Source organism: Actinokineospora sp. NPDC051303 (genome assembly GCF_055586285.1).
In genome coordinates this window covers 135,917-153,490 of record NZ_JBVJIN010000010.1, presented here as the reverse complement: position 1 = coordinate 153,490, position 17,574 = coordinate 135,917, and the positions used below count along the sequence as shown (strand labels likewise).

19 protein-coding genes and 1 pseudogene are annotated in these 17,574 nt (G+C 66.7%); 9 read left to right on the top strand and 11 right to left on the bottom strand.

Translation table 11 applies throughout. The features are described from left to right. Positions 1-232 precede the first annotated feature (232 nt). The 7 genes from ACZ6SD_RS10870 to ACZ6SD_RS10840 form a co-directional block, all read right to left on the bottom strand. Positions 233-2,353, bottom strand: a complete 2,121-nt coding sequence (locus tag ACZ6SD_RS10870; protein WP_465316716.1) for an NACHT domain-containing protein — start codon at positions 2,351-2,353, stop codon at positions 233-235. 145 nt (positions 2,354-2,498) lie between these two features. Then, on the bottom strand, positions 2,499-3,791 hold the full coding sequence (locus tag ACZ6SD_RS10865; protein WP_465316715.1) for an IS256 family transposase: 1,293 nt from the start codon (positions 3,789-3,791) through the stop codon (positions 2,499-2,501). 124 nt (positions 3,792-3,915) lie between these two features. Further along, positions 3,916-5,736 carry a tyrosine-type recombinase/integrase gene (locus ACZ6SD_RS10860; RefSeq protein WP_465316714.1) on the bottom strand — a complete coding sequence of 607 codons (1,821 nt, stop codon included), beginning with the start codon at positions 5,734-5,736 and terminating at the stop codon, positions 3,916-3,918. 14 nt (positions 5,737-5,750) lie between these two features. Then, complete coding sequence (locus tag ACZ6SD_RS10855) at positions 5,751-6,287, bottom strand: hypothetical protein (RefSeq protein WP_465316713.1); 537 nt, start codon at positions 6,285-6,287, stop codon at positions 5,751-5,753. Further along, on the bottom strand, positions 6,287-7,531 hold the full coding sequence (locus tag ACZ6SD_RS10850; RefSeq protein WP_465316712.1) for a tyrosine-type recombinase/integrase: 1,245 nt from the start codon (positions 7,529-7,531) through the stop codon (positions 6,287-6,289). Before ACZ6SD_RS10850 ends, ACZ6SD_RS10855 begins: the two co-directional genes overlap by 1 nt. A 45-nt stretch (positions 7,532-7,576) precedes the next feature. Beyond that, positions 7,577-7,894, bottom strand: a complete 318-nt coding sequence (locus tag ACZ6SD_RS10845) for a hypothetical protein (protein WP_465316711.1) — start codon at positions 7,892-7,894, stop codon at positions 7,577-7,579. 29 nt (positions 7,895-7,923) lie between these two features. Continuing rightward, complete coding sequence (locus tag ACZ6SD_RS10840) at positions 7,924-8,964, bottom strand: hypothetical protein (protein ID WP_465316710.1); 1,041 nt, start codon at positions 8,962-8,964, stop codon at positions 7,924-7,926. Between ACZ6SD_RS10840 and ACZ6SD_RS10835 the strand changes: the two genes are divergently transcribed. The 5 genes and pseudogenes from ACZ6SD_RS10835 (at position 8,939) to ACZ6SD_RS10815 (ending at position 10,569) form a co-directional block, all read left to right on the top strand. Then, positions 8,939-9,100: a hypothetical protein gene (locus ACZ6SD_RS10835; protein ID WP_465316709.1), complete on the top strand. Its 162-nt coding sequence runs from the start codon at positions 8,939-8,941 to the stop codon at positions 9,098-9,100. The genes ACZ6SD_RS10840 and ACZ6SD_RS10835 overlap by 26 nt on opposite strands. Positions 9,101-9,377: 277 nt before the next feature. Beyond that, the gene (locus tag ACZ6SD_RS10830; protein WP_465316708.1) at positions 9,378-9,899 is read left to right on the top strand and encodes a hypothetical protein; all 522 of its coding nucleotides are present in this window, start codon (positions 9,378-9,380) and stop codon (positions 9,897-9,899) included. Then, positions 9,896-10,174, top strand: a complete 279-nt coding sequence (locus ACZ6SD_RS10825) for a universal stress protein (protein ID WP_465316707.1) — start codon at positions 9,896-9,898, stop codon at positions 10,172-10,174. The genes ACZ6SD_RS10830 and ACZ6SD_RS10825 overlap by 4 nt, the downstream gene beginning before the upstream one ends. Next, positions 10,143-10,262: pseudogene (locus ACZ6SD_RS10820) on the top strand (universal stress protein); the annotation flags it as partial. The gene ACZ6SD_RS10825 and the pseudogene ACZ6SD_RS10820, both read left to right, overlap by 32 nt. Positions 10,263-10,344: 82 nt before the next feature. Beyond that, positions 10,345-10,569, top strand: coding sequence for a universal stress protein (locus ACZ6SD_RS10815; RefSeq protein WP_465316706.1), 225 nt, complete (start codon positions 10,345-10,347; stop codon positions 10,567-10,569). A 225-nt stretch (positions 10,570-10,794) separates the two neighbouring features. Here the strand turns inward: ACZ6SD_RS10815 and ACZ6SD_RS10810 are convergent, their stop codons facing one another. Together ACZ6SD_RS10810 and ACZ6SD_RS10805 are read right to left on the bottom strand one after the other, a co-directional pair. Further along, positions 10,795-11,040, bottom strand: a complete 246-nt coding sequence (locus tag ACZ6SD_RS10810) for a hypothetical protein (protein WP_465316705.1) — start codon at positions 11,038-11,040, stop codon at positions 10,795-10,797. Between the two features lie 414 nt (positions 11,041-11,454). Beyond that, positions 11,455-12,558, bottom strand: a complete 1,104-nt coding sequence (locus tag ACZ6SD_RS10805) for an amidohydrolase family protein (RefSeq protein ID WP_465316704.1) — start codon at positions 12,556-12,558, stop codon at positions 11,455-11,457. A 91-nt stretch (positions 12,559-12,649) separates the two neighbouring features. Here ACZ6SD_RS10805 and ACZ6SD_RS10800 point away from each other — a divergent pair, with 91 nt between their 5' ends. Then, positions 12,650-13,102 (top strand): MarR family winged helix-turn-helix transcriptional regulator, encoded by a 453-nt coding sequence (locus ACZ6SD_RS10800; protein ID WP_465316703.1) that lies wholly within the window; start codon positions 12,650-12,652, stop codon positions 13,100-13,102. Positions 13,103-13,497: 395 nt separating this feature from the next. After that, a complete protein-coding gene (locus tag ACZ6SD_RS10795; RefSeq protein ID WP_465316702.1) occupies positions 13,498-15,111 on the top strand; it encodes an FAD-binding oxidoreductase in 1,614 nt (537 codons plus the stop codon). On the opposite strand, the gene ACZ6SD_RS10790 is transcribed toward ACZ6SD_RS10795, so the two are convergent. Then, complete coding sequence (locus ACZ6SD_RS10790) at positions 15,095-15,385, bottom strand: hypothetical protein (protein ID WP_465316701.1); 291 nt, start codon at positions 15,383-15,385, stop codon at positions 15,095-15,097. The genes ACZ6SD_RS10795 and ACZ6SD_RS10790 overlap by 17 nt on opposite strands. A gap of 248 nt (positions 15,386-15,633) precedes the next feature. On the opposite strand from ACZ6SD_RS10790, the gene ACZ6SD_RS10785 reads away from it, so the two are divergent. Together ACZ6SD_RS10785 and ACZ6SD_RS10780 are read left to right on the top strand one after the other, a co-directional pair. Further along, positions 15,634-15,912, top strand: a complete 279-nt coding sequence (locus ACZ6SD_RS10785; RefSeq protein ID WP_465316700.1) for a hypothetical protein — start codon at positions 15,634-15,636, stop codon at positions 15,910-15,912. Between the two features lie 442 nt (positions 15,913-16,354). Beyond that, positions 16,355-16,630 (top strand): hypothetical protein, encoded by a 276-nt coding sequence (locus tag ACZ6SD_RS10780; RefSeq protein WP_465316699.1) that lies wholly within the window; start codon positions 16,355-16,357, stop codon positions 16,628-16,630. 206 nt (positions 16,631-16,836) lie between these two features. Here the strand turns inward: ACZ6SD_RS10780 and ACZ6SD_RS10775 are convergent, their stop codons facing one another. Next, entirely contained in the window at positions 16,837-17,571 is a 735-nt protein-coding gene (locus ACZ6SD_RS10775) for an SDR family NAD(P)-dependent oxidoreductase (RefSeq protein WP_465316698.1), read from the bottom strand. Positions 17,572-17,574: the final 3 nt, after the last annotated feature.

Genomic DNA, 17,574 nt, shown 5'->3' with positions numbered 1-17,574 from the left:
GGATTCGGTCCGTGACCGGCCACCCAGCACCCGCGATGCCGCCGGTTTGAGGTTGTCGTAGCGGATCTTGCCTACAGGCACCCCGCCCAGCACGGCGAAGGCGTGCAGGTGGCCTTCCACGAACGCCTCCAATCCCTGGGAGGCGAACACCTTTCTCCGCACTAACCTGCTGGTCGCGGTGGCCTCTGGCGTAATGACTCAATTAGTTCATTGAAGCGTACCTGTGCCGGGTTCATCCCCTTAGGTGAGCTTGTAGGTGGTGGTGACGGAACTGAGTGGCAGTGCCGGCAAGCCGGACAAGTCCTGCTGTGTGGGCCCAGTCGAGGAACCGGGCTGGTCGCATCGGCAGGCGATCAGTGCGGGCGAGGCGGTGGACGGTGACGAGGTATCTCGGCCAAGGCGACTCTATGAAGCCGGTCACAAGCCCGAGCGCAACAGAGAGCCAAGCCACAGCCTCGATTTCGAGCCAACCTGCGTTCCAGCTCACCAGCCCGATGGTGAGGCCGAAAACGAGCCCACCCGCGCACGCTGTGGCGATATTCCATGCGACGGCTTGCCGGAAGGCGTCGCTGGGTTTTCTAGCCTCCTGTTGTGGGGTCGCGAACCCAGACACCAGTCCGATCGCGAGTCCGGTGCTGACTGCGAAGGTTAAGTCAACTGCTAACCCGATTCCAGGTCCGGTCACGAAACTGAAAGGGATTGAGAACACGAGGCCAAGAGCGAGTCCGAAAATGGTTCCTAAAGTTGTTCCGCGCACGAACCGGGTCGTGAACCCACGGCGACCCTGGGGTGTACGAATGCTGCGTAGGTCCAGTCGCTGCGGAGGCAGCTGCCTTTTCCTGCCGGAGAAGAGGAAGACGAGGCCCAGCGCAAGCGCCACGCCCAGCACGGCAAGCCCGTCCAGCGGCGGAAGCGGAATATGGACGCCATAATTCATGGCGTACTGGAGTCCGAGCCCTATCAGGGGGAGGGCGGTAAGCCCGGTCACCAACGCGCCTGCCTGCCAGCGGATGCTGCGGCCGAGCCGGATGGGGTCACCAGTGGTGCGCCAGAGTTCGTGCAGGTGTAGGTCAGTACCGGAGTGGCCGAGGGTGGCCATGGTGGCGAGGTGATCGGCCAGCGTGCGCAGCCACTGTTCAACCGTTGTGGGGTCGTAGTGGCTGCCGTCGGGACCTGGGTGGTGCGTCGTGATGGCGGGGATGAGGCGGGTGAACAGGTGGTTGTCGAGCGCGGGAGGATCGAGATCGCAAAGCTCACGTGGAGCGGCGTCGGGGTGCTGGTAGACGGTAGCGGCGAGGTAGAGCCGCAGCGGTGAGGTTAGGCAGGCTGCGAGACGACCGCGTGGGTGGTGACGCAGAGTGGTGACGACTTTGCGCCATCGGCGTTGGACACCGTCGGGTTGGGTGTGGTCGGGGAATCGGTGGGCCAGCCATGCCACGACCTGATCGACGTGGAGGGGTTTCAGCGTCACAACGGTGGCGTCCTGGAGCGATCCGTCGATCCCACTGGAGTCGGGATGGGCGAGTTGCTGGTAGCGGGTAGTGCGGCAGGTCAGCACGACCGGCCAACGAGCAGGGCCCGCTGCCAGGTTGAGTGCGGCAAGTACCTGGCGAGCCCGATTGGACGCACCCTGGTCGGGATCCATCTCGTCGAGGCCGTCGAGAATGGGTAGCACCCATCCCTCCATGACTAGCGCCCTGGCGACGGCAGGCTCAACGCCGTGGACGTCAGCCACGTGTTCGGCGATCCAGTCGTCAAGGCAATCACGCACCGCAACTGGGCCAGCGGCATCGGCGGAGAAGGTGAAGGCTGACAGGCTAAGCCGTACCGGGACCCGGATGCGGGCGTTCGGGTCCGCGTGTGCGTCGGCGTTCGCCTTGGCGGCCAAGTCGAGCAGCAAGCGGACGACAAGTACGGTCTTGCCCGCGCCCGCGCTGCCGAGCACGACCAGCCTGCCCCGCTCAAGTGTGTTGTAGTAGGTCGCGACTGTCGCCAGCGTTCCCGACTGGCCGCCACCGTCGGTGCGCCACCGCAGCATCGCCGCTTCGGGTTGGGCAAACTCAACATCGGCCGGGCGCGCATCCCCGGTGTCACCCAGTAGCTGTGCCAGCCCCCGTGCCTCAGCCGTCGTGACAGCGGTCAGCAAGGCACGGGCTCGGCTCGCCAGCGTTGATGGGTCGTCAACTCGAAGCCGCGATCGCATACCCACTGCGGCGATGATGGTGCCCAACACTGTTGCCGGCAGGGCGAGCACGTTTGCGATTCCCGCTCCGTCGTTCCCGCCGGTCTTGCTCAACAGCCACCAGGTCGACCACGCCAAGCCGCCCACCAACAGGGTCACGCCGATACCCATGACCGAACGCGAACGATGCGACCACCGCCGAAACCCCACTATCTGCATCCTCCTGCACGAGCACCCTGTCAAACAGGCATCGTCACCCAGTGTTCCCGACCTTCAGGGTCTGTCAAACGAGCGGTGTAACTCGGGTTGAAGAGGATTACTGGCGTTCGGCGGCTAGGCGGCCGTCGAAGGCGATCTCGAAGGCGTTGAGCGCGGGTTTCCAGCGCATCGTCCAGCGTTTGCGTCCGGTGCCGGTCGGGTCCAGGCTCATGATCGCGAGGTAGACGCATTTGAGCGCGGCCTGCTCGTTGGGGAAGTGCCCGCGGGCCTTGACCGCGCGGCGGATGCGGGCGTTGACGGACTCGATGGCGTTGGTCGAGCAGGTCACCCGCCGGATTTCGGTGTCGAAGGCGAGGAACGGCACGAACTCGGCCCAGGCGTTGTCCCAGAGCCTGACGATCGCCGGGTAGCGGGCGCCCCACGTGTCGGCGAACTCGGCGAAGCGTTCCTTCGCCGCGGCCTCGGTCGGTGCGGTGTAGACGGGCTTGAGGGCCTTGGCGACGGCGTCCCAGTGCCGGCGGCCGGCGTAGCGGAAGCTGTTGCGCAGCAAGTGCACGATGCAGGTCTGCACGATCGTGCGCGGCCAGACCGTGGTCACCGCGTCGCGCAGCCCGGTCAGCCCGTCGCAGACCAGCATGAGCACGTCGGCGACACCGCGGTTGCGCAGCTCGGTGAGCACGTGCAGCCAGTACTTCGCGCCCTCGCCCCCGTCACCGGCCCACAAACCCAGGATGTCGCGGTGGCCGTCGCAGGTCACCGCCATGGCCATGTAGATCGGCCGGTTGGCCACCTGCCCGTCGCGGATCTTCACGTGGATCGCGTCGATGAACACCACCGGATAGACCGGATCGAGAGGCCGGTTCTGCCACTCGACCATGCCCTCGACCACCTTGTCGGTGATCGTGGAGATCGTCTGGCGGGACACGTCGGCGCCGTAGACCTTGGCCAGGTGCGCGGAGATCTCGCCGGTGGTCAGGCCCTTGGCGAACAGCGAGATGACCATCTCGTCGATGCCGGTCAGCCGCTTCTGACGCTTGGCCACGATCCGCGGTTCGAACTCGGCGTTGCGGTCGCGCGGCACGTCGATCTGCACCGGCCCGACGTCGGTGAGCACGGTCTTCGAGCGGGTGCCGTTGCGCGAGTTCCCGGTCCCACGACCGGCCGGGTCGTGCTTGTCGTAACCCAGGTGGTCGGTGATCTCGCCTTCCAGCGCCGACTCCAGCAGCCGCTTGGTCAGCTGCTGGAGCACCCCGCCGGCACCGGTGAGCTTCAGTCCACCGGCACGGGCACAGCTGACCAACTGGTCGACCAGCTGCTCGTCCAGGCCCTCCAGAGCGGTCTCGGGCTTGGCGTCCTCGGCGTTATCCACGCCGGACATCATCTCGGTCATCAGGTGCGCATCCTTGATCAGGAGTTACACCGCTCGTTTTACAGTCCCGACCTTCACGGAATTGTCCGCTCATCGGCAAATGAGTGCATTACCAGGTGTCGATGCGATCGACTGTCTGGCTTGATCAGCTGAGGGCGTTGACGCCATGTTCGCCGCGGTCGGCCCGGTGTAGGAGTTGCTCGGCCTGACGCTTCTTGCGGTTGATGTGGCGTAGGCTTTCCTGGAGTGCGGAGACCTCGCCGAGCCACTGCATCCGGCGGGCTTCATCGAGCCGTTCGTGGGTGTTGCGTTCGATCTCCAGCAGACGAGGAACTTGGCTCAACGACAATCTGAGCATTGGACATCGGACACAAGCGTGCTCGTGCTGACACGGTGTCCCATAAGGACGATCACAGCGTCCCAATGCGACCTGGCGAAGGCTGAAGTGGTCCCGGAACTCCTCCCACTCGGTGTCGGAGGGTTCGCGGTATTCTTCGCTCGGCCGCCGGGCGCGACGCTGGTCGACGAACTGCCGGTAGTGTCGGATCACTTCTTCCGGATAGACCGCGACATAGCCTTGTGTGGTGTTCAAGTCGAGGTGTCCCAATACTTTCGCGGCGATGTGGATGGGTAGTCCACTGTTGACGGTCTCGGTGGAGAAGACGCGCCGAAAGTCGTGCGGGGTGAACCTCAGCGGGGTGCCGTCGACATCGGTGATGTTTGCCCGGCGGGCGAGGTCGGTGAGGAGTTCGCGGATCCGGTTGGGCGGGATGACTTGCCGCCGATGCTGGGTGACGCGTTGGAACAGGTGCGGCAGCGGCGGGCCGAAGAGTCGTTCGTAGTTGTCGTAGCGCTGCAGCAGCGGCACTTTCCCGTCGTCGGCCTTGACCCGGCGGATGATGCGAGCGAGGACCGCGACCAGGTCCGGGTCGGCGGGGATGACGCGTTCGCGGTCGGTCTTGGATGGGCTGATCTGCAGCAGTGGCACCATGTCCCCGGTCGGGGCCTGGTATTGGCGCAGGCTGACGTGGGTGAGCTCGAGCAACTCCTCGATGCGTGCCCCCGTGCGGCGCAAGACCTCGATGGCGGCCCAGGTCCAGAAGGCGTTGTCTTCCCAGCGTTCGGCGTCGAACCGTGCCCCGGGAGCTTCGTCGAGCGGGGTGACGAACAGGGCGATGGGCCGCCACTTGCTGCCCGCGCGGCCGGTGCGTCGGTAGCGCAGCCCGTCGACGGTGAATTCCTCGCCCGGCGCGACCTCACGGACTGCGGCAAGCAGTCGGCGGGCGCTCTCGAACTGCTCTTCGGCCGCGCTGGTGAGCTGTGGGAGCACGGGGATGAGGGTGCGGGTGCGTTGCTGCATGCGGGCTTGGCGGTGGCGGGTTTCTTTGATGTAGCCGCGGATGTCGGCTTCACCGATCGGGCAGGGTGCGGCCCATCGTGCCCAGCGAGCCGGGTCCTCCAGCGACCATTGCAGCAGGTCGAGGTAGAACGCGCGGACCGCGAGCAGCACGGTGTGGACGGTGTGGCGGGGTTTGCCGTTGGGCAGCGTCCGGATCCGCTGCTTCCAGTCTTGGGCGACCTGATCGGGTAGGTGCAGAGACGTGATGCCGGGGTGGTGGCGTTCCAGGTCACGCCAGAACAAGTCGACCAGCACCTGCACCAGGTTGACCAAGGAGCCGTAGTCGAGCATGGCGGACCGCTCGACCAGGTAGTGCACCAGCACGTCCCGGACCTCGCGGTTGGCCACCGGGTAGCGGTCGACGAGTTCGGCCACCGACAGCTGCCCGCGGTTGTGCGCCTGCTGCAGCGTCGGCGGGAACCCGGCGAGACCGCCGATGGCGTGCAGGATCTCGTAGGCCAGCGGGAGCGAGGCGATCTTGTGGCCGCAGGACCGCCGGGCCGTAGCGTACTGGTCGAAGTCGGCGAGATCGAGCGTGCGTACCGGTTTGCCGGTGACGATGACCATGCGGGTTATTAGGTTCAGCGCCTCGACGGCGTATTCCGTCGACCCGCCGGGCCGAGAGCCCGTTTCTTCAACGTCTTCTCCAAGGCAGCGAACGCCTCGCGCTGATTGTGTCGGCGGAACGTCGTGTAGACGCCGAGCAGTCGGCTGCTGGACAGCCAGGCGTAGGACGGGCGGACCGCGCGTAGGACGATCAGGATGCTCAGCCCCGCGGTGAGCCGGTTGCGTTGCGCCGGCGTCAGGTTCGGCGGTCCCCATCGCCGGCCGTGTTCTTCGCCGCCGCTGAGGAGCCACCGGTCCTGCCAGTCCTCGCCGGGGAAGGTCTCCAGCCAGTCCAAGATCCGGGTCAGCGCGAGGGACTGTCGCCACTGCTGGTGATAAGTCGGCTGATCGAGCAGCGCCTCGGCCAGCGAGCCGAGTTCCTCACGGGTCGCTCGGTCACGGCCGTCCAGCACCACCGGTGCGACAGGTTGGGCCGCGGATGGGGCGGAGAGCGTCTGAGGGTCTTGCGGGCTGACCGGGGTGCGGGCGACCCGCCCGTGTCGGGTGGCCATCAAGCTGTCCCAACCACGTCGTCCCCGAACACGTCGGCCAGGTCCTGCGGGTCGTAGGACCAGCCGGTCAGCGGCTGTGGCGGTGGTTTGGGGCGGGTGTAGTGCTCATGCACCTTCGCGATCACCTCGTCCGGCCGCGGGCGCAGGTAACTTCCGGTGGTGGTGATCCGGCGGTGCCGCATCACCTGTTGGACGTCGACCAAAGTGACGTTCGGGTCGTCGATCAGCCGCAACCCCAGCGTGTGCCGCAGATCGTGCAGGGTGATGTTGGTGCCGATGCGGTCATTGATCCGGCGCAACACCGCCCGCAACGCGGTGTAGGACAGTGGCCGCAACGGGTGGCGCCGGGTCCACCACAGCGGCTCGTTCGGTTCGGGTCGGTGTCCCTCGTCGGCGAGTTCACCAAGGTAGAGCGCCAGCCATGCGAACGCTTCCGGCGCGGCCGGACACGCCTCCTTCGCCCCACCCAGTCCCTTGGTCTGCACGTAGATCCGGCCGTCGCCGGGGTGGGCGTCGGCGACAGTCATGCCCAGCAACTCCGCCGCCCGCGCCCCGCTCGACAGGAACATGCTGAACAGGGCCCGGTCCCGGTTGCAGCCCAGGCCGGCGAACAGGTCATCAAGGACATCGTCCGGGACCGCGCGCGGGGGCCGATCGGGCTGCTTCTGCCGGTAGGTGCCGCGCCGATGCAACACGAACGGCTCCAACGGGTTGTGATGGGCATTCAACCTTCGCCCGGTTCGGGACTGCGGCGGCACCGGGGACACCACCGGCCCCTGTCCGGTCTGCAGGTGGAAGTCGTAGAACACCGACAACACCGACAGCGCGTGGTTAATCGTGGCCGGCGCGTACCCGGCCGCCAGATACGGCTTGCCCGTCCGCCGGTTCACCGACCCCGCCGCCGGCGCATCCGGCCGCCGGCGGTCTCGCGCCGGGTTGTGGCTCGTCCGCAACCACAACACGAAATCCCGCACCTCCGCCCGCTGCGCACGACTCCATACCACGCCAACTGCAGCGAGGAACCGGAACCAGCGCAACAAGTCGTAGCCATACGACCGACATGACGCCGGGCTGTTCCCGCAGGCCAACAGGTCACGAAGGAACTCGCTGACCGGCGCGATCGCCACGCCCGCACCGTCCAGCACCACCCACGGCAAGCTCGGATCGCTCGTCGACCTCACGGCGCCGGTCCGCGCAACGACAAACCCAGCCAGCCGCTGGCCGGGCACCTGCTCGCCTTCCATCACCCTCCGCCCACAAGATCAACCTTGAGGACGGAGAGTGCTCAGCTACGCCGCCAACCTCCTGGACGACACGCCGGTAGTGCGGTCAATGGGTCGATGCACCGACTTATCCGAGTACGACATGCGCAGGGTGAACAGGAAGACCTTCGTCTTCACCCCGGCCAGCACCACGTAGAGCTCACCGAAATCGACCTCGGCTTCCTGCCCAGGCCCATGGGTTTGCAGGATGAAACCCTGCTCAGAGCCCTTCCCGGCTTCTGCGGCGATCTCCCGGCGGCGCGGGCCGACATAGTCACGCACCGTCGTATAGGGCAAGTCCACCGCGTCGTGCTCGTCGATTAACCGCGCAACGATCCGGCGCACCGTGTGGCGCTGCTTACGAGGCGCGGGCGTCAGGTTGGCTTACTGATATCGAGGACGTAGGGGACGATGTGCCATCCTTCGGTTGCGAGCTCGTTGGCTTGCTTGTGTAGCTCGTTGAAGAGGTTATTGGGTGTTGAGTAGCCCTTGCGCCAGGCTGGCGGACGTTGGGTTGGGGTGACCCAGTAGACGAGGAAAATGCTGTGTGAGCGCTGCTCGCGTTTGAGGTATTGGTTGATGAGTTGGTCGCGCATCGCGGTGAGCAACGTGTCGTTGTCGAGGCGTTTGGCCTCGACGAGGACGCGGGCGATGTCGTCGGTGTGGGTGCGTAGGGTAGCCGTGAGGTCAATTTTGTCGCCTATTCCGCCCTGTTTCAAGCGTACGACCTGTACTTCACGATCGACGACGATGCCTCCGGCGAGTAGCTGGCGAAGTTCGCGGTTTACCCAGTCCGTGATGTCGTCTTCGATGCGTGGTTCCTGTTCTCTCCAGATGTCGCGGCATGCTCCCTTGTGGGTGAGGCTGTGTTGGATCTTGTCGAGTAGCGCGAGCAGAACGCGTTGGAGGTCGGCGTCGTCGCGGACGAGGCGGGAGTCGGTGCGACGGAGCAGTTCGAGTAGTTGCGCCGGTGTGGTGGGGATGAGGCTGAGATCGGCCCGCCGGGCTCTCGCGGTGCGGAGGTACTCGGCGATGACCTTCTGGTCGAGATCGGGCCGATGCTGGCGCAGCGCTTCGAGTGCAGCGACCTCACCTTGATCGGCGAGCCGCCTCAGCAGTCTGCCGCGGAGGTCTTGGGCGTGATGCTGGGGTGAATAGGCGAATTTACTCTGGAGGGGTTCGTCGGTTCCGTATGGGTGGGTTTCGAACACGACCTTGGCGGCGGTGACCAGATGGGGGAGATCGAGCTGGTCCGCGTCGAGACGCGCCGCGATGGCGCGGACGGCAGCTGGCGTGGGTGTGCAGTCGGCGAGGTCATCGATGGTCGTGTTCGCGTCGAGGGTTACCAGATGCTCTTGGGCGCGGTCAACGACGGGGTTGGTCGGATCAGTGGCGCCCGGCGAGGTCGCCGTCATCGCCGCGGCGATGAGCCGGGCGCCGTCGGTGCACAACACCCAGCCGTGGGCGCTGGAGTTGCGCGAGCGCGCCGCCGGAGTGCACGAGCGGGTCGACCCCTGCCCCGGCACGACCCGCTCGGTTGGGACCGGTTGATCTCCTGTGGCGCCGCCCTGGCCAATGTGCGTCTGGCCGTGCGCAAGCTCGGCTACCAGGCCGAGGTGAGCGAGTTCCCCGACCCGGGCAGGCCCAGCGAGGTGGGCCGCGTCGTCGCAGGTCCGCGCGTCGAGCCCACCGACCGTGAACTCGCCCTCTACCGGGCGATCCGGGCCAGGCACAGCCACCGCGCCCGCTTCGGCGCCGGGCAGGTCGCCCCCGCCGTCCTGCGCGAGATGGTCGGCTCCGTCGACGTGCCAGGAGTGGCCGTGCGGCCGTGCGGCCCGAGGATGTGCCCGCGCTGGCGCACGTGCTGGCCTACAGCGGGTCCGTGGTCCAGCACGACCGCGCCTACCAGCGGGAACTGTCCGCGTGGACTGCCAAGGAACACCACGCGGACGACGGGTTGGCCCCTGCGGCGGCCGGGACCCTGCCCTGGGCGGGGCTGGTCGACGAGCGCACCGCGCTGCCCGACGAGGACGTGCTCGGGCGGCGGCTGAGCACGGAGACCGAGGTGCTGATCACCACGGTGGATGACGGTCCCGCCGACCATCTGCGCGCGGGCATCGCGGTGGAGGAACTGTGGCTGGCCGCGACCGCGGCGGACCTGGCCGCGTCCGTGATCACCCAGCCGCTGCACCTGCCCGAGGCCCGCGCGGGCCTGGTCGAGCGCCCCGGTCTGGCGGGCTACCCGCAGGCGCTGCTGCGCATGGGGCAGCGCACGGAGATCACCCCGCCCAGTCCCCGCAGGCCGTTCGCCGCCCTCATTCGCGGCCGGACGACGGCGGGCGCGCGATGAGCCGCGCCCACCCGGTCCTGGTCGCCGTAGACGGGTCCGATTCGGTGCTGGCCGCGGTCCGCTGGGCCGCGGGCGCCGCGAGGCGGCGGCGGCTGCCGCTGCGCCTGGCGCACGCGGGCGGCGGCCATCTGTCGACGGACCCGACGGACCCGGGGCTGCGGTCGGACTACCTCGACGCCCTGTCCTCGTGGGGCAGGCACACGTTGCGGGAGGCCCAGGCCGTCGCCGAGCACCGAGCCCGGAGTGGAGGTCACGCAGTCGCTGCGGCTCGGTGAAGCTGTGGACGTCCTGGTCGAGGAGTCCGCGCAGGCCGCCATGGTGGTGCTGGGCTCCCGCGGCCTCGCGGGCGCGCGCTCGGCCACCCTCGGATCGGTGTCCTCGGCCGTGGCCGAGCGCGCCGACTGCCCCGTGGTCGTGGTTCGCGGCGCGGGCCAAGGGGCCGATCGTGGTCGGGGTCGACGGGGCGCGCACGAGCGAGGCCGCGGTGGCGTGGGCCTTCGAACAGGCGTCGCTGACCGGCGCCCCGCTGGTGGCCCTGCACACCTGGAGCGACGTCGCGTTCCCGGGCCTGTGGGCGCCGTTGGCGCTCGATGTCGACTGGCACGCGGTCACCGGCCGCGAACAGCACCTGCTCGACGATCGCATGGCGTCGAGCTGCTTGTGGGGCTGATGAGGAATGTTCCGTCCTCGGCCAGGAGATGGTGTGCGAGGCGTCGCCATTCGGTGTCGGTGCGGTCGAGGTAGTCGTCGGTGTCGTCAGGGACCTCGACGGCCGGGACCGCTGTGCCTGCCGCGATGCGTTTCCAGGCGTCCGCCGGGAGTAGTGGTCTGGCTGATTCCGTGGTGCCGAGAATCTCCAGACCTGCTCGGCGGAGCTGTTTTTCCCGTGTGGTCATCAGCTTCCCAGCGGGTAGAAGTAGTGATGCTTGCCGCCGACCTGACCGTACCGCTCGAACTCGGTGGACCCGTCCCACCCGAAGTTCACGCCGTCGCGGCTGGGGTTGCCCTTGGGTTCGCCCGCGTGGAAGTGCGGGCCGGTGCTCGCGGGTCGTTGGTGTGCTCCGCGATGACGCGCGTGATCCGTCGTGGCGTCCATTGCCTCTGGGCGCGACGAGAAGTTCTGGTTGTCGACGCACTTCACCAAACCGAGCGGACCGTGCGTGCCGAGGGCGGTCGGGAGCGGGCGGCGTAGCGGAGCTGGCTGCCGAATATGTGGCCGGTCTGGGTGACCGCCCTGTCGCGCGGACAGCTTCGCGTTTGGCCCTGCCGTGCTCGGACAGGCCACCTCCATCCGCGTACCTCATCCATCCTTGCGTAGATCATGAATCGATCAGGATCGGGGAGGACACGCTGCGCGAGGGCAAGATCAACCCTGGCCTTTCATGATCTGTATCTAGAGGTCAATGCAGTGGATGCAGGTCGAGGGCGTGCGACGGATCGAGCGACGTTAGGCACGTTGGACTTGGAGGACCACGTGGAGCGGGATTCGATCACCGGGCTGTCCCATCGTGGAAACGTCCGCTTTTGCCGATGAGCATGGCCGGGTGGGCGGGGGTCATCGGACCTGGATGCCGCCGGTCCAGATGTGTTTGATCTGTTGGGTTCTTCTGATGTCGGTTGTCGGGTCGCCGTTGACGAGTATTAGGTCGGCTCGCTGCTGCGGCGCGATGGTCCCGCGGTCGGTGAGACCGAATATCTCTGCGGGAACGACGGTCGCGGCCCGGAGCGCTTCGACAGGGGAGAGGCCTGCGTCGACGAGTAGACCGAGTTCGTGGTGCATGGCTTGGCCATGTGGCGGGGAGAACGGTGTGGTGGTGTCGGCGTTGGCGTCAGTGCCTGCGAGGATGATCGCGCCCTTGCAGTGGAGGCGACGGACCGAGGCGAGGGCGTTGTCGAAGGACATCCGCGGCACAACGCGTAGTGCGGACAGCGCCCGCAGCACGGGTTTGCGGCCGACGGTCGCGCAGATTCCGCGCATCATGACGAGCGTGGGACTAACGACCAGGCCGTCGTGGGCGAGGTCTTCGCTTACGATCGACTGGATGGGCACGTGTGTCAGCACGTCCACACCGGCGGTGACGGCTGTCCGGAACGTCGCGCCGGTGACGGCGTGGGCGATCACTTTCAGTTCGTGGTGGTGGGCTGCGCGCACGAGCGCGTTCACCGTGGCGGGATCGAGAGCCTTTGTGCCGGGCTGTTTCGGATCCTCGACGAGGACTTTCAGGTAGTCGACATCATCGTGCACGCGGGCTGAGACAAATGCCTCGGCACTGGCCGGGTCCGGCACGCCGATACTGTTCGGATAGCTCATTTTCCTGATCGCGGTGGCGCCCGGAGCCACGGCTGGATAGCCGGCGCTGAACAGGTCGGCCACCCCATCGAGGTGGCGCAGCGGCAGGGTCTTGTCCGGGTGCGGTGTGCCCATGTCCAGCACGGTGGTGACGCCCCATCGGGCGCACACCGCCAACTCGGCGCGTGTCTGGACGTGGACATGGGTGTCGATCAGCCCAGGTAGCAGGGTCCCGCCGCGGGCGTCGACGACCCGGGCACTGGGCGGAGGGTCGGACACGATTAGGCCACTGTCGATGTGCACGGAGCGCGGCTCGGTCAGCGTGGCACCGTCGAACACCCGTGTGTTTGCGATCGTGGTGGCTTCCATGGGCGCGCAGATCCTCTTCTCACGGTCATCGGCGATGATAGACTAGCTACTGGTCTAACCTAGTCGATGTTTATCGAAGTTGGAGGTGTGGATGCCGACACCATTGCCGCAACTGCTTGCCATGGCGTTCCGGCTGCTCACCGACCGGGTGCACGTTCGCCTCGCCGCTGAGGGGCACCCTGACGTGCGGCCCGCACACGGCTTCGCGGTCGGCCGGCTGGTCACCTCACACGGTGCGACCGCGGTGGAGTTGGCCGGATACTTGGGTGTCACCAAGCAGGGTGCCGCTCACATCGTCAGCGAGCTGGAACGCTGGGGCTACGTCGAACGCGCCCGCCACCCCACCGACGGCCGTAGCCAGCTCATCCTCGCCACCGAAAAGGGCCGATCCCTGGTAACGCGGGTGGCCGCGATCTGGGCAGAGGAAGAGGCCCGGTGGGCCGACCTCGCGGGCGCCGACAGCCTCGACAGTGTCCGCGACACGCTGCAGATCTACGTCGCCGCCACAAGCGATGAGCGTCCCCCGATGAGACCGGTCTGGTAACCAGGTGGACCTCAACCGCGCCGCACACCCGGTCAAGAACCGACACGCGAATGCGCTCACACGCCGTTGATCGCGCGTTGCTTGAGCGCACGCAGAGTACGGTTCGGTTGGCTCAGCTGCAAAGTTCGATGCCGTTATGGCGGTAGAAGGTGTGTGCCGACGCCAGCAGGCTCAGACGCCGAGCCGATAGAGCAATGCTGCCATGACGGTATGTGCTCCTGACGAGATCGTGGATCAAGGAGCCCTAAGCACACCGCCCGAGCCTGACGACCCGGCGCCCGCGAACCTGACGGTTCGCTGAGGGGTGCCTGACAGTCGATCCCAACGGGTGGTGTCACCGGGCCAGTCAGCCCTAACGTTTTCCCGACACACCAACACACAGTTTGGAAAAGAAAATGTCTGGTCCTACTCGTCGTGGATTCATCGCAGGCACCGCGGCGCTGGGAGGTGCGGCACTGGTCGGAAGTTCGGCGGATGCGGAGGCGACGTCGACAAAGGGCGCGCGCGATTCGGTCGCGATCATGCCGAGTGACGCTCGCTATGAAGACCTCGTGTTGCGCCGGACGAGCGAGCGGTTCTTCCCGCGTCCCGAGTTCTTCCAATTGCCCACCACGACCGAGCAGGTCGTGCGGGCTGTGAATGACGCTGTACGTGCGGGTAAGCGGGTCACCATCCGCAGCGGCGGGCACTGTTACGAGAACTTCGTGGGCGACGGCGCAGAGGTGATCATCGACATGTCCGCGATGCGGCAGGTCACGTTCGACCGGCGCCGTAACGCGTTCATGATCGAGCCAGGCGCCACTCTGTGGGACGTGTTCGAGCGGCTCTATCTCGGCTGGGGTGTCACGATCCCCGGCGGCCAGTGCGGCAGCGTGGCCGCGGGCGGACACATCCAAGGCGGCGGTTACGGTCCGCTGTCCCGGCAGCTCGGCTCAGTGGTGGATTACCTGTACGCCGTGGAAGTCGTCGTGGTGGACCGTTCGGGACGGGCACGGGCGGTGGTCGCGACCCGCGAGCCGGGCGACGAGAACCGGGACCTGTGGTGGGCACACACCGGCGGCGGGGGCGGGAACTTCGGCGTGGTCACCCGGTACTGGATGCGCACGCCCGGCGCCACCGGCAACGATCCCACGCGCCTGCTGCCAAAGCCACCCGCCGTGACACTCGGCGCCACGATCGGGTGGAGCTGGCGAGACATCACCGAGGAGTCGTTCCACCGGCTGCTGCGCAACTACGGCGAATGGCACGAGCGCAACAGCGCGCCCGATTCCCGCTACGCCAGCCTGTTCAGCCCGATGCTGATCACCCGGCGCACCACGGGCGCCGACCCCGGTGGGTTCGCCATGGTGGCCACAATGGACGGAAACCTGCCGGACGCCGACCGGCTGCTGCGCGACTACCTCGCGGAGGTCACCGAGGACGTCCCGGGCACGGCCACGATCCAGCCGCCTCATCGGCTGCCGTGGCTGGCGGCGGTGAAGGCCGGGTCGCTGAGCCAGGCCGATGAATCCGGGATGTTCAAAGCGAAAGCGGCCTACCTAAGGAAACGGTTCACCGACGAGCAGATCAGGACCGCCTACACCTACCTGACCAGCACGGACCACAACAACGAGCTCGCAGTGCTGTTGTTGGTGTCCTACGGCGGCAAGGTCAACACCGTGGCGCCGGACGCGACCGCCTTGCCCCAGCGGGACAGCATCATGAAAGCGATCTACACCGTCACCTGGACCGACCCGGACGGCGAGCAGGCGAACCTGGACTGGATCCGGCGCTGGTACAGCGCGATGTACCAGGACACCGGAGGCGTGCCGGTCCCGAACGGCGTGAACGACGGCTCCTACATCAACTATCCGGACACCGATACCACCGATCCGAAGTGGAACACGTCCGGAGTCTCGTGGCACACCCTGTACTACAAGGGCAACTACGCGAAGCTACAGCAGGTCAAGGCACGCTGGGACCCGCGTGACGTGTTCCACCACGCCATGTCGATCAAGCCGCCGCACTAGTGGTCGAGACCGTTAGTTCGTCGGGGGTTGGCGCCAAGCGGTGGATGTCGTTGAGGTAGAGCGCGCAGGCGCAGTCGAGTGCTTCCTGTGGTGTGCCGGAGGGGTGTCCGCTGGGCAGGATCGAGTTCTCGTAGTCGTGGTGGCTAGCGCGGTAGATGGCGAAGCCCCAGGTGGTGGCTGATCCGTGGTAGCGCAGCCGCAGCAGCGGCAGGATGGTGCCGGTGGGGAGTTCGCCGGTGACGTGGGCGAACGCTCCGTGGTGGCGTACCTTCACTGTGGCCAGCGTTCCGGGTGCCGCCCGGGCCGCGAGCTCACCCCACGCCGCCCGACCACTTGGACGACCCCAAGGCCTGGCCTGGGAATGACAGATCAGCCAGTTGACGCCCGATTGGCGACAACGCCGAGCCCAGTTGGCCGGAGGAACCCGGCCGCCCCAGATCACACCATGTACAGAGGCATGCTCTGTATGGACACCTGTGGCGTGATCCCGGTCCGAGACTATCCGGGAGGTGAGCTGGGGCCATGAACGAGCCAGCGGGCGAACAGTGCCACATCAAGCGACTCGAAGCATCGGCGAGAGCGCTAAAAGAGGCAGAGGACAAGCAGAATCAACTCCGTGCCGCCGAGAGAGCCGCCACCAAAGCCAGAAAGGCGCAAGCCGAGGTCCATCGGGCGGCTCTCGACCAACACCAACGCAGCATCGTCGATGCCTATAACGCGAAGCTCCCCACCGACAAAATACTGGAAGCCGGAAACACCTCGCGAAGCTGGCTCTACCAAGTCCTCAAGAAATCCACCTGAACGAGATGTCAGGTACGGACGTACTGTCAACTGGTGGAGTATAGGTATTCGAACCCTGCGGTATTCCCCCAGTTGGTGAGCTGCCCGGCCTGTTCCAGGCGATGCGTCGCGACGCAAGGTGCGTGGGTAGCGCACAGGCGGTCGGTGGTCGGCGACGCTCGGTCGAACGTCCGCTCATGCCGATGAGAGCGCGTTTAGCGGTGCTCAATTGGTATTTGGCGGACCTGGTAGGTAGGCAGGCCACAGGTTGGTCTGAGAGGCGTCATCGAGTGTCAGTAGCGCGCGAGCGCGGGGGAAGTTTGTCGGGCGTGGCCGGAAGCCGCGCCCGTTGTTGTGTCAGTAGTGATGCGTCGTTGGTGATACGGGTGTGTGAAGTCGGGCATGGCTGTGTCGCTCGATCGGGTGCGGCCGCCGTGGTCGGATCGGTTTCCAGGTTGGATTTGTGCAGGCGCTCGACGAGCTCGTCCTCAATGATTCCGTCCTCACCGCCACCGTCGCCACCCCGCCGCCCGCGACGCGCCCGAACAGCGAGGAGTCCGACGCGACGGTGGTGCAGGTGGTGCTGGCCATCTACGGCGGGCTGGTCTTCGGGCGGGCGCTGAGCCTGCTCGTTATTGGCCAGCCTCACCGGAATGCAGACCCAAACAGTAGTCCGTTGGAATCAACGTACCGGTCTGGACTGGATCGACTACATCGCGGCTCGACCACGTCAAGATGATTAACCGGTCAACGGGTGAAGCTATGACACCCATCTCGGAATCTCACGAAGTGCTACGTTGACCGCTCGTCGCAGCACAGCTGGGATCTGATTCCAGGAGTTCGTGAGTCGCGACCGACACCGACCCCTCACGAGTTCAAGTGCGGGCGCGGCCAATCCTCCGCGGTGGTTCCTCATGTGGCCCGATCCGACAACGCCTCCCCGGACTATTTCCGGCCGCGGCTCATCGAGCCGGATGACCGGCCAAACCACGGCGCGATTCCGTCTGAGCGTGACACGATCGCGTCGCACACGAGACCGGCCGCGTCCTCCGGCGAGACGCTGAGCAGTCCCAGGTAGACGGTCGTCACGTCGATCCCGCTGGTGTCCGGGCCTTGCGACCAGTTGTCGAAGGTGGCCTTGGCGCTGTAGAAGTCGCTCCACCGCCTGGCGAGTGGAAGCCGGACGCCGACGTGGGAGACGTTGACGACGCGGGGGTCCACCCGAGTGCGCATCGCGGGGGCGAGCGCGGAGAGCAACCTGATCGGGCCGACGACGTTGACGTTGATCACGGCACGCAGGTCGTCGGCCTTATGTAGCGGGTTGGTCAGCCGAGGGGCCGGCCGTCTGCTCGCCGCGTTGACCAGGATGTCCACCGAGCCGTGCCGGAGCAGGACGTGCTCTGCCAGGGCTTCGATGGACTCGGGCCGGGTGAGGTCCGCCGCGTAGGTGAACACCGTGCCGCGTTGCCTGATCGCGTCATCGAGCAGGCAGGCGGAGCGGGCGGTGGCGATGATTGTGGCGCCCGCACGCACCAGACGCCGGACCGTCGCCCCGCCGACCGTGCCTGACGCACCGGTGATCAGTATCGTGCGGTCGGCCACCGCTTCACGCAGGGCGTCATCGCACACGCTGGCCCGGCCGTTGAACAACCGGGTCAGGCCATGCCAGGGTCCTTGCATGGC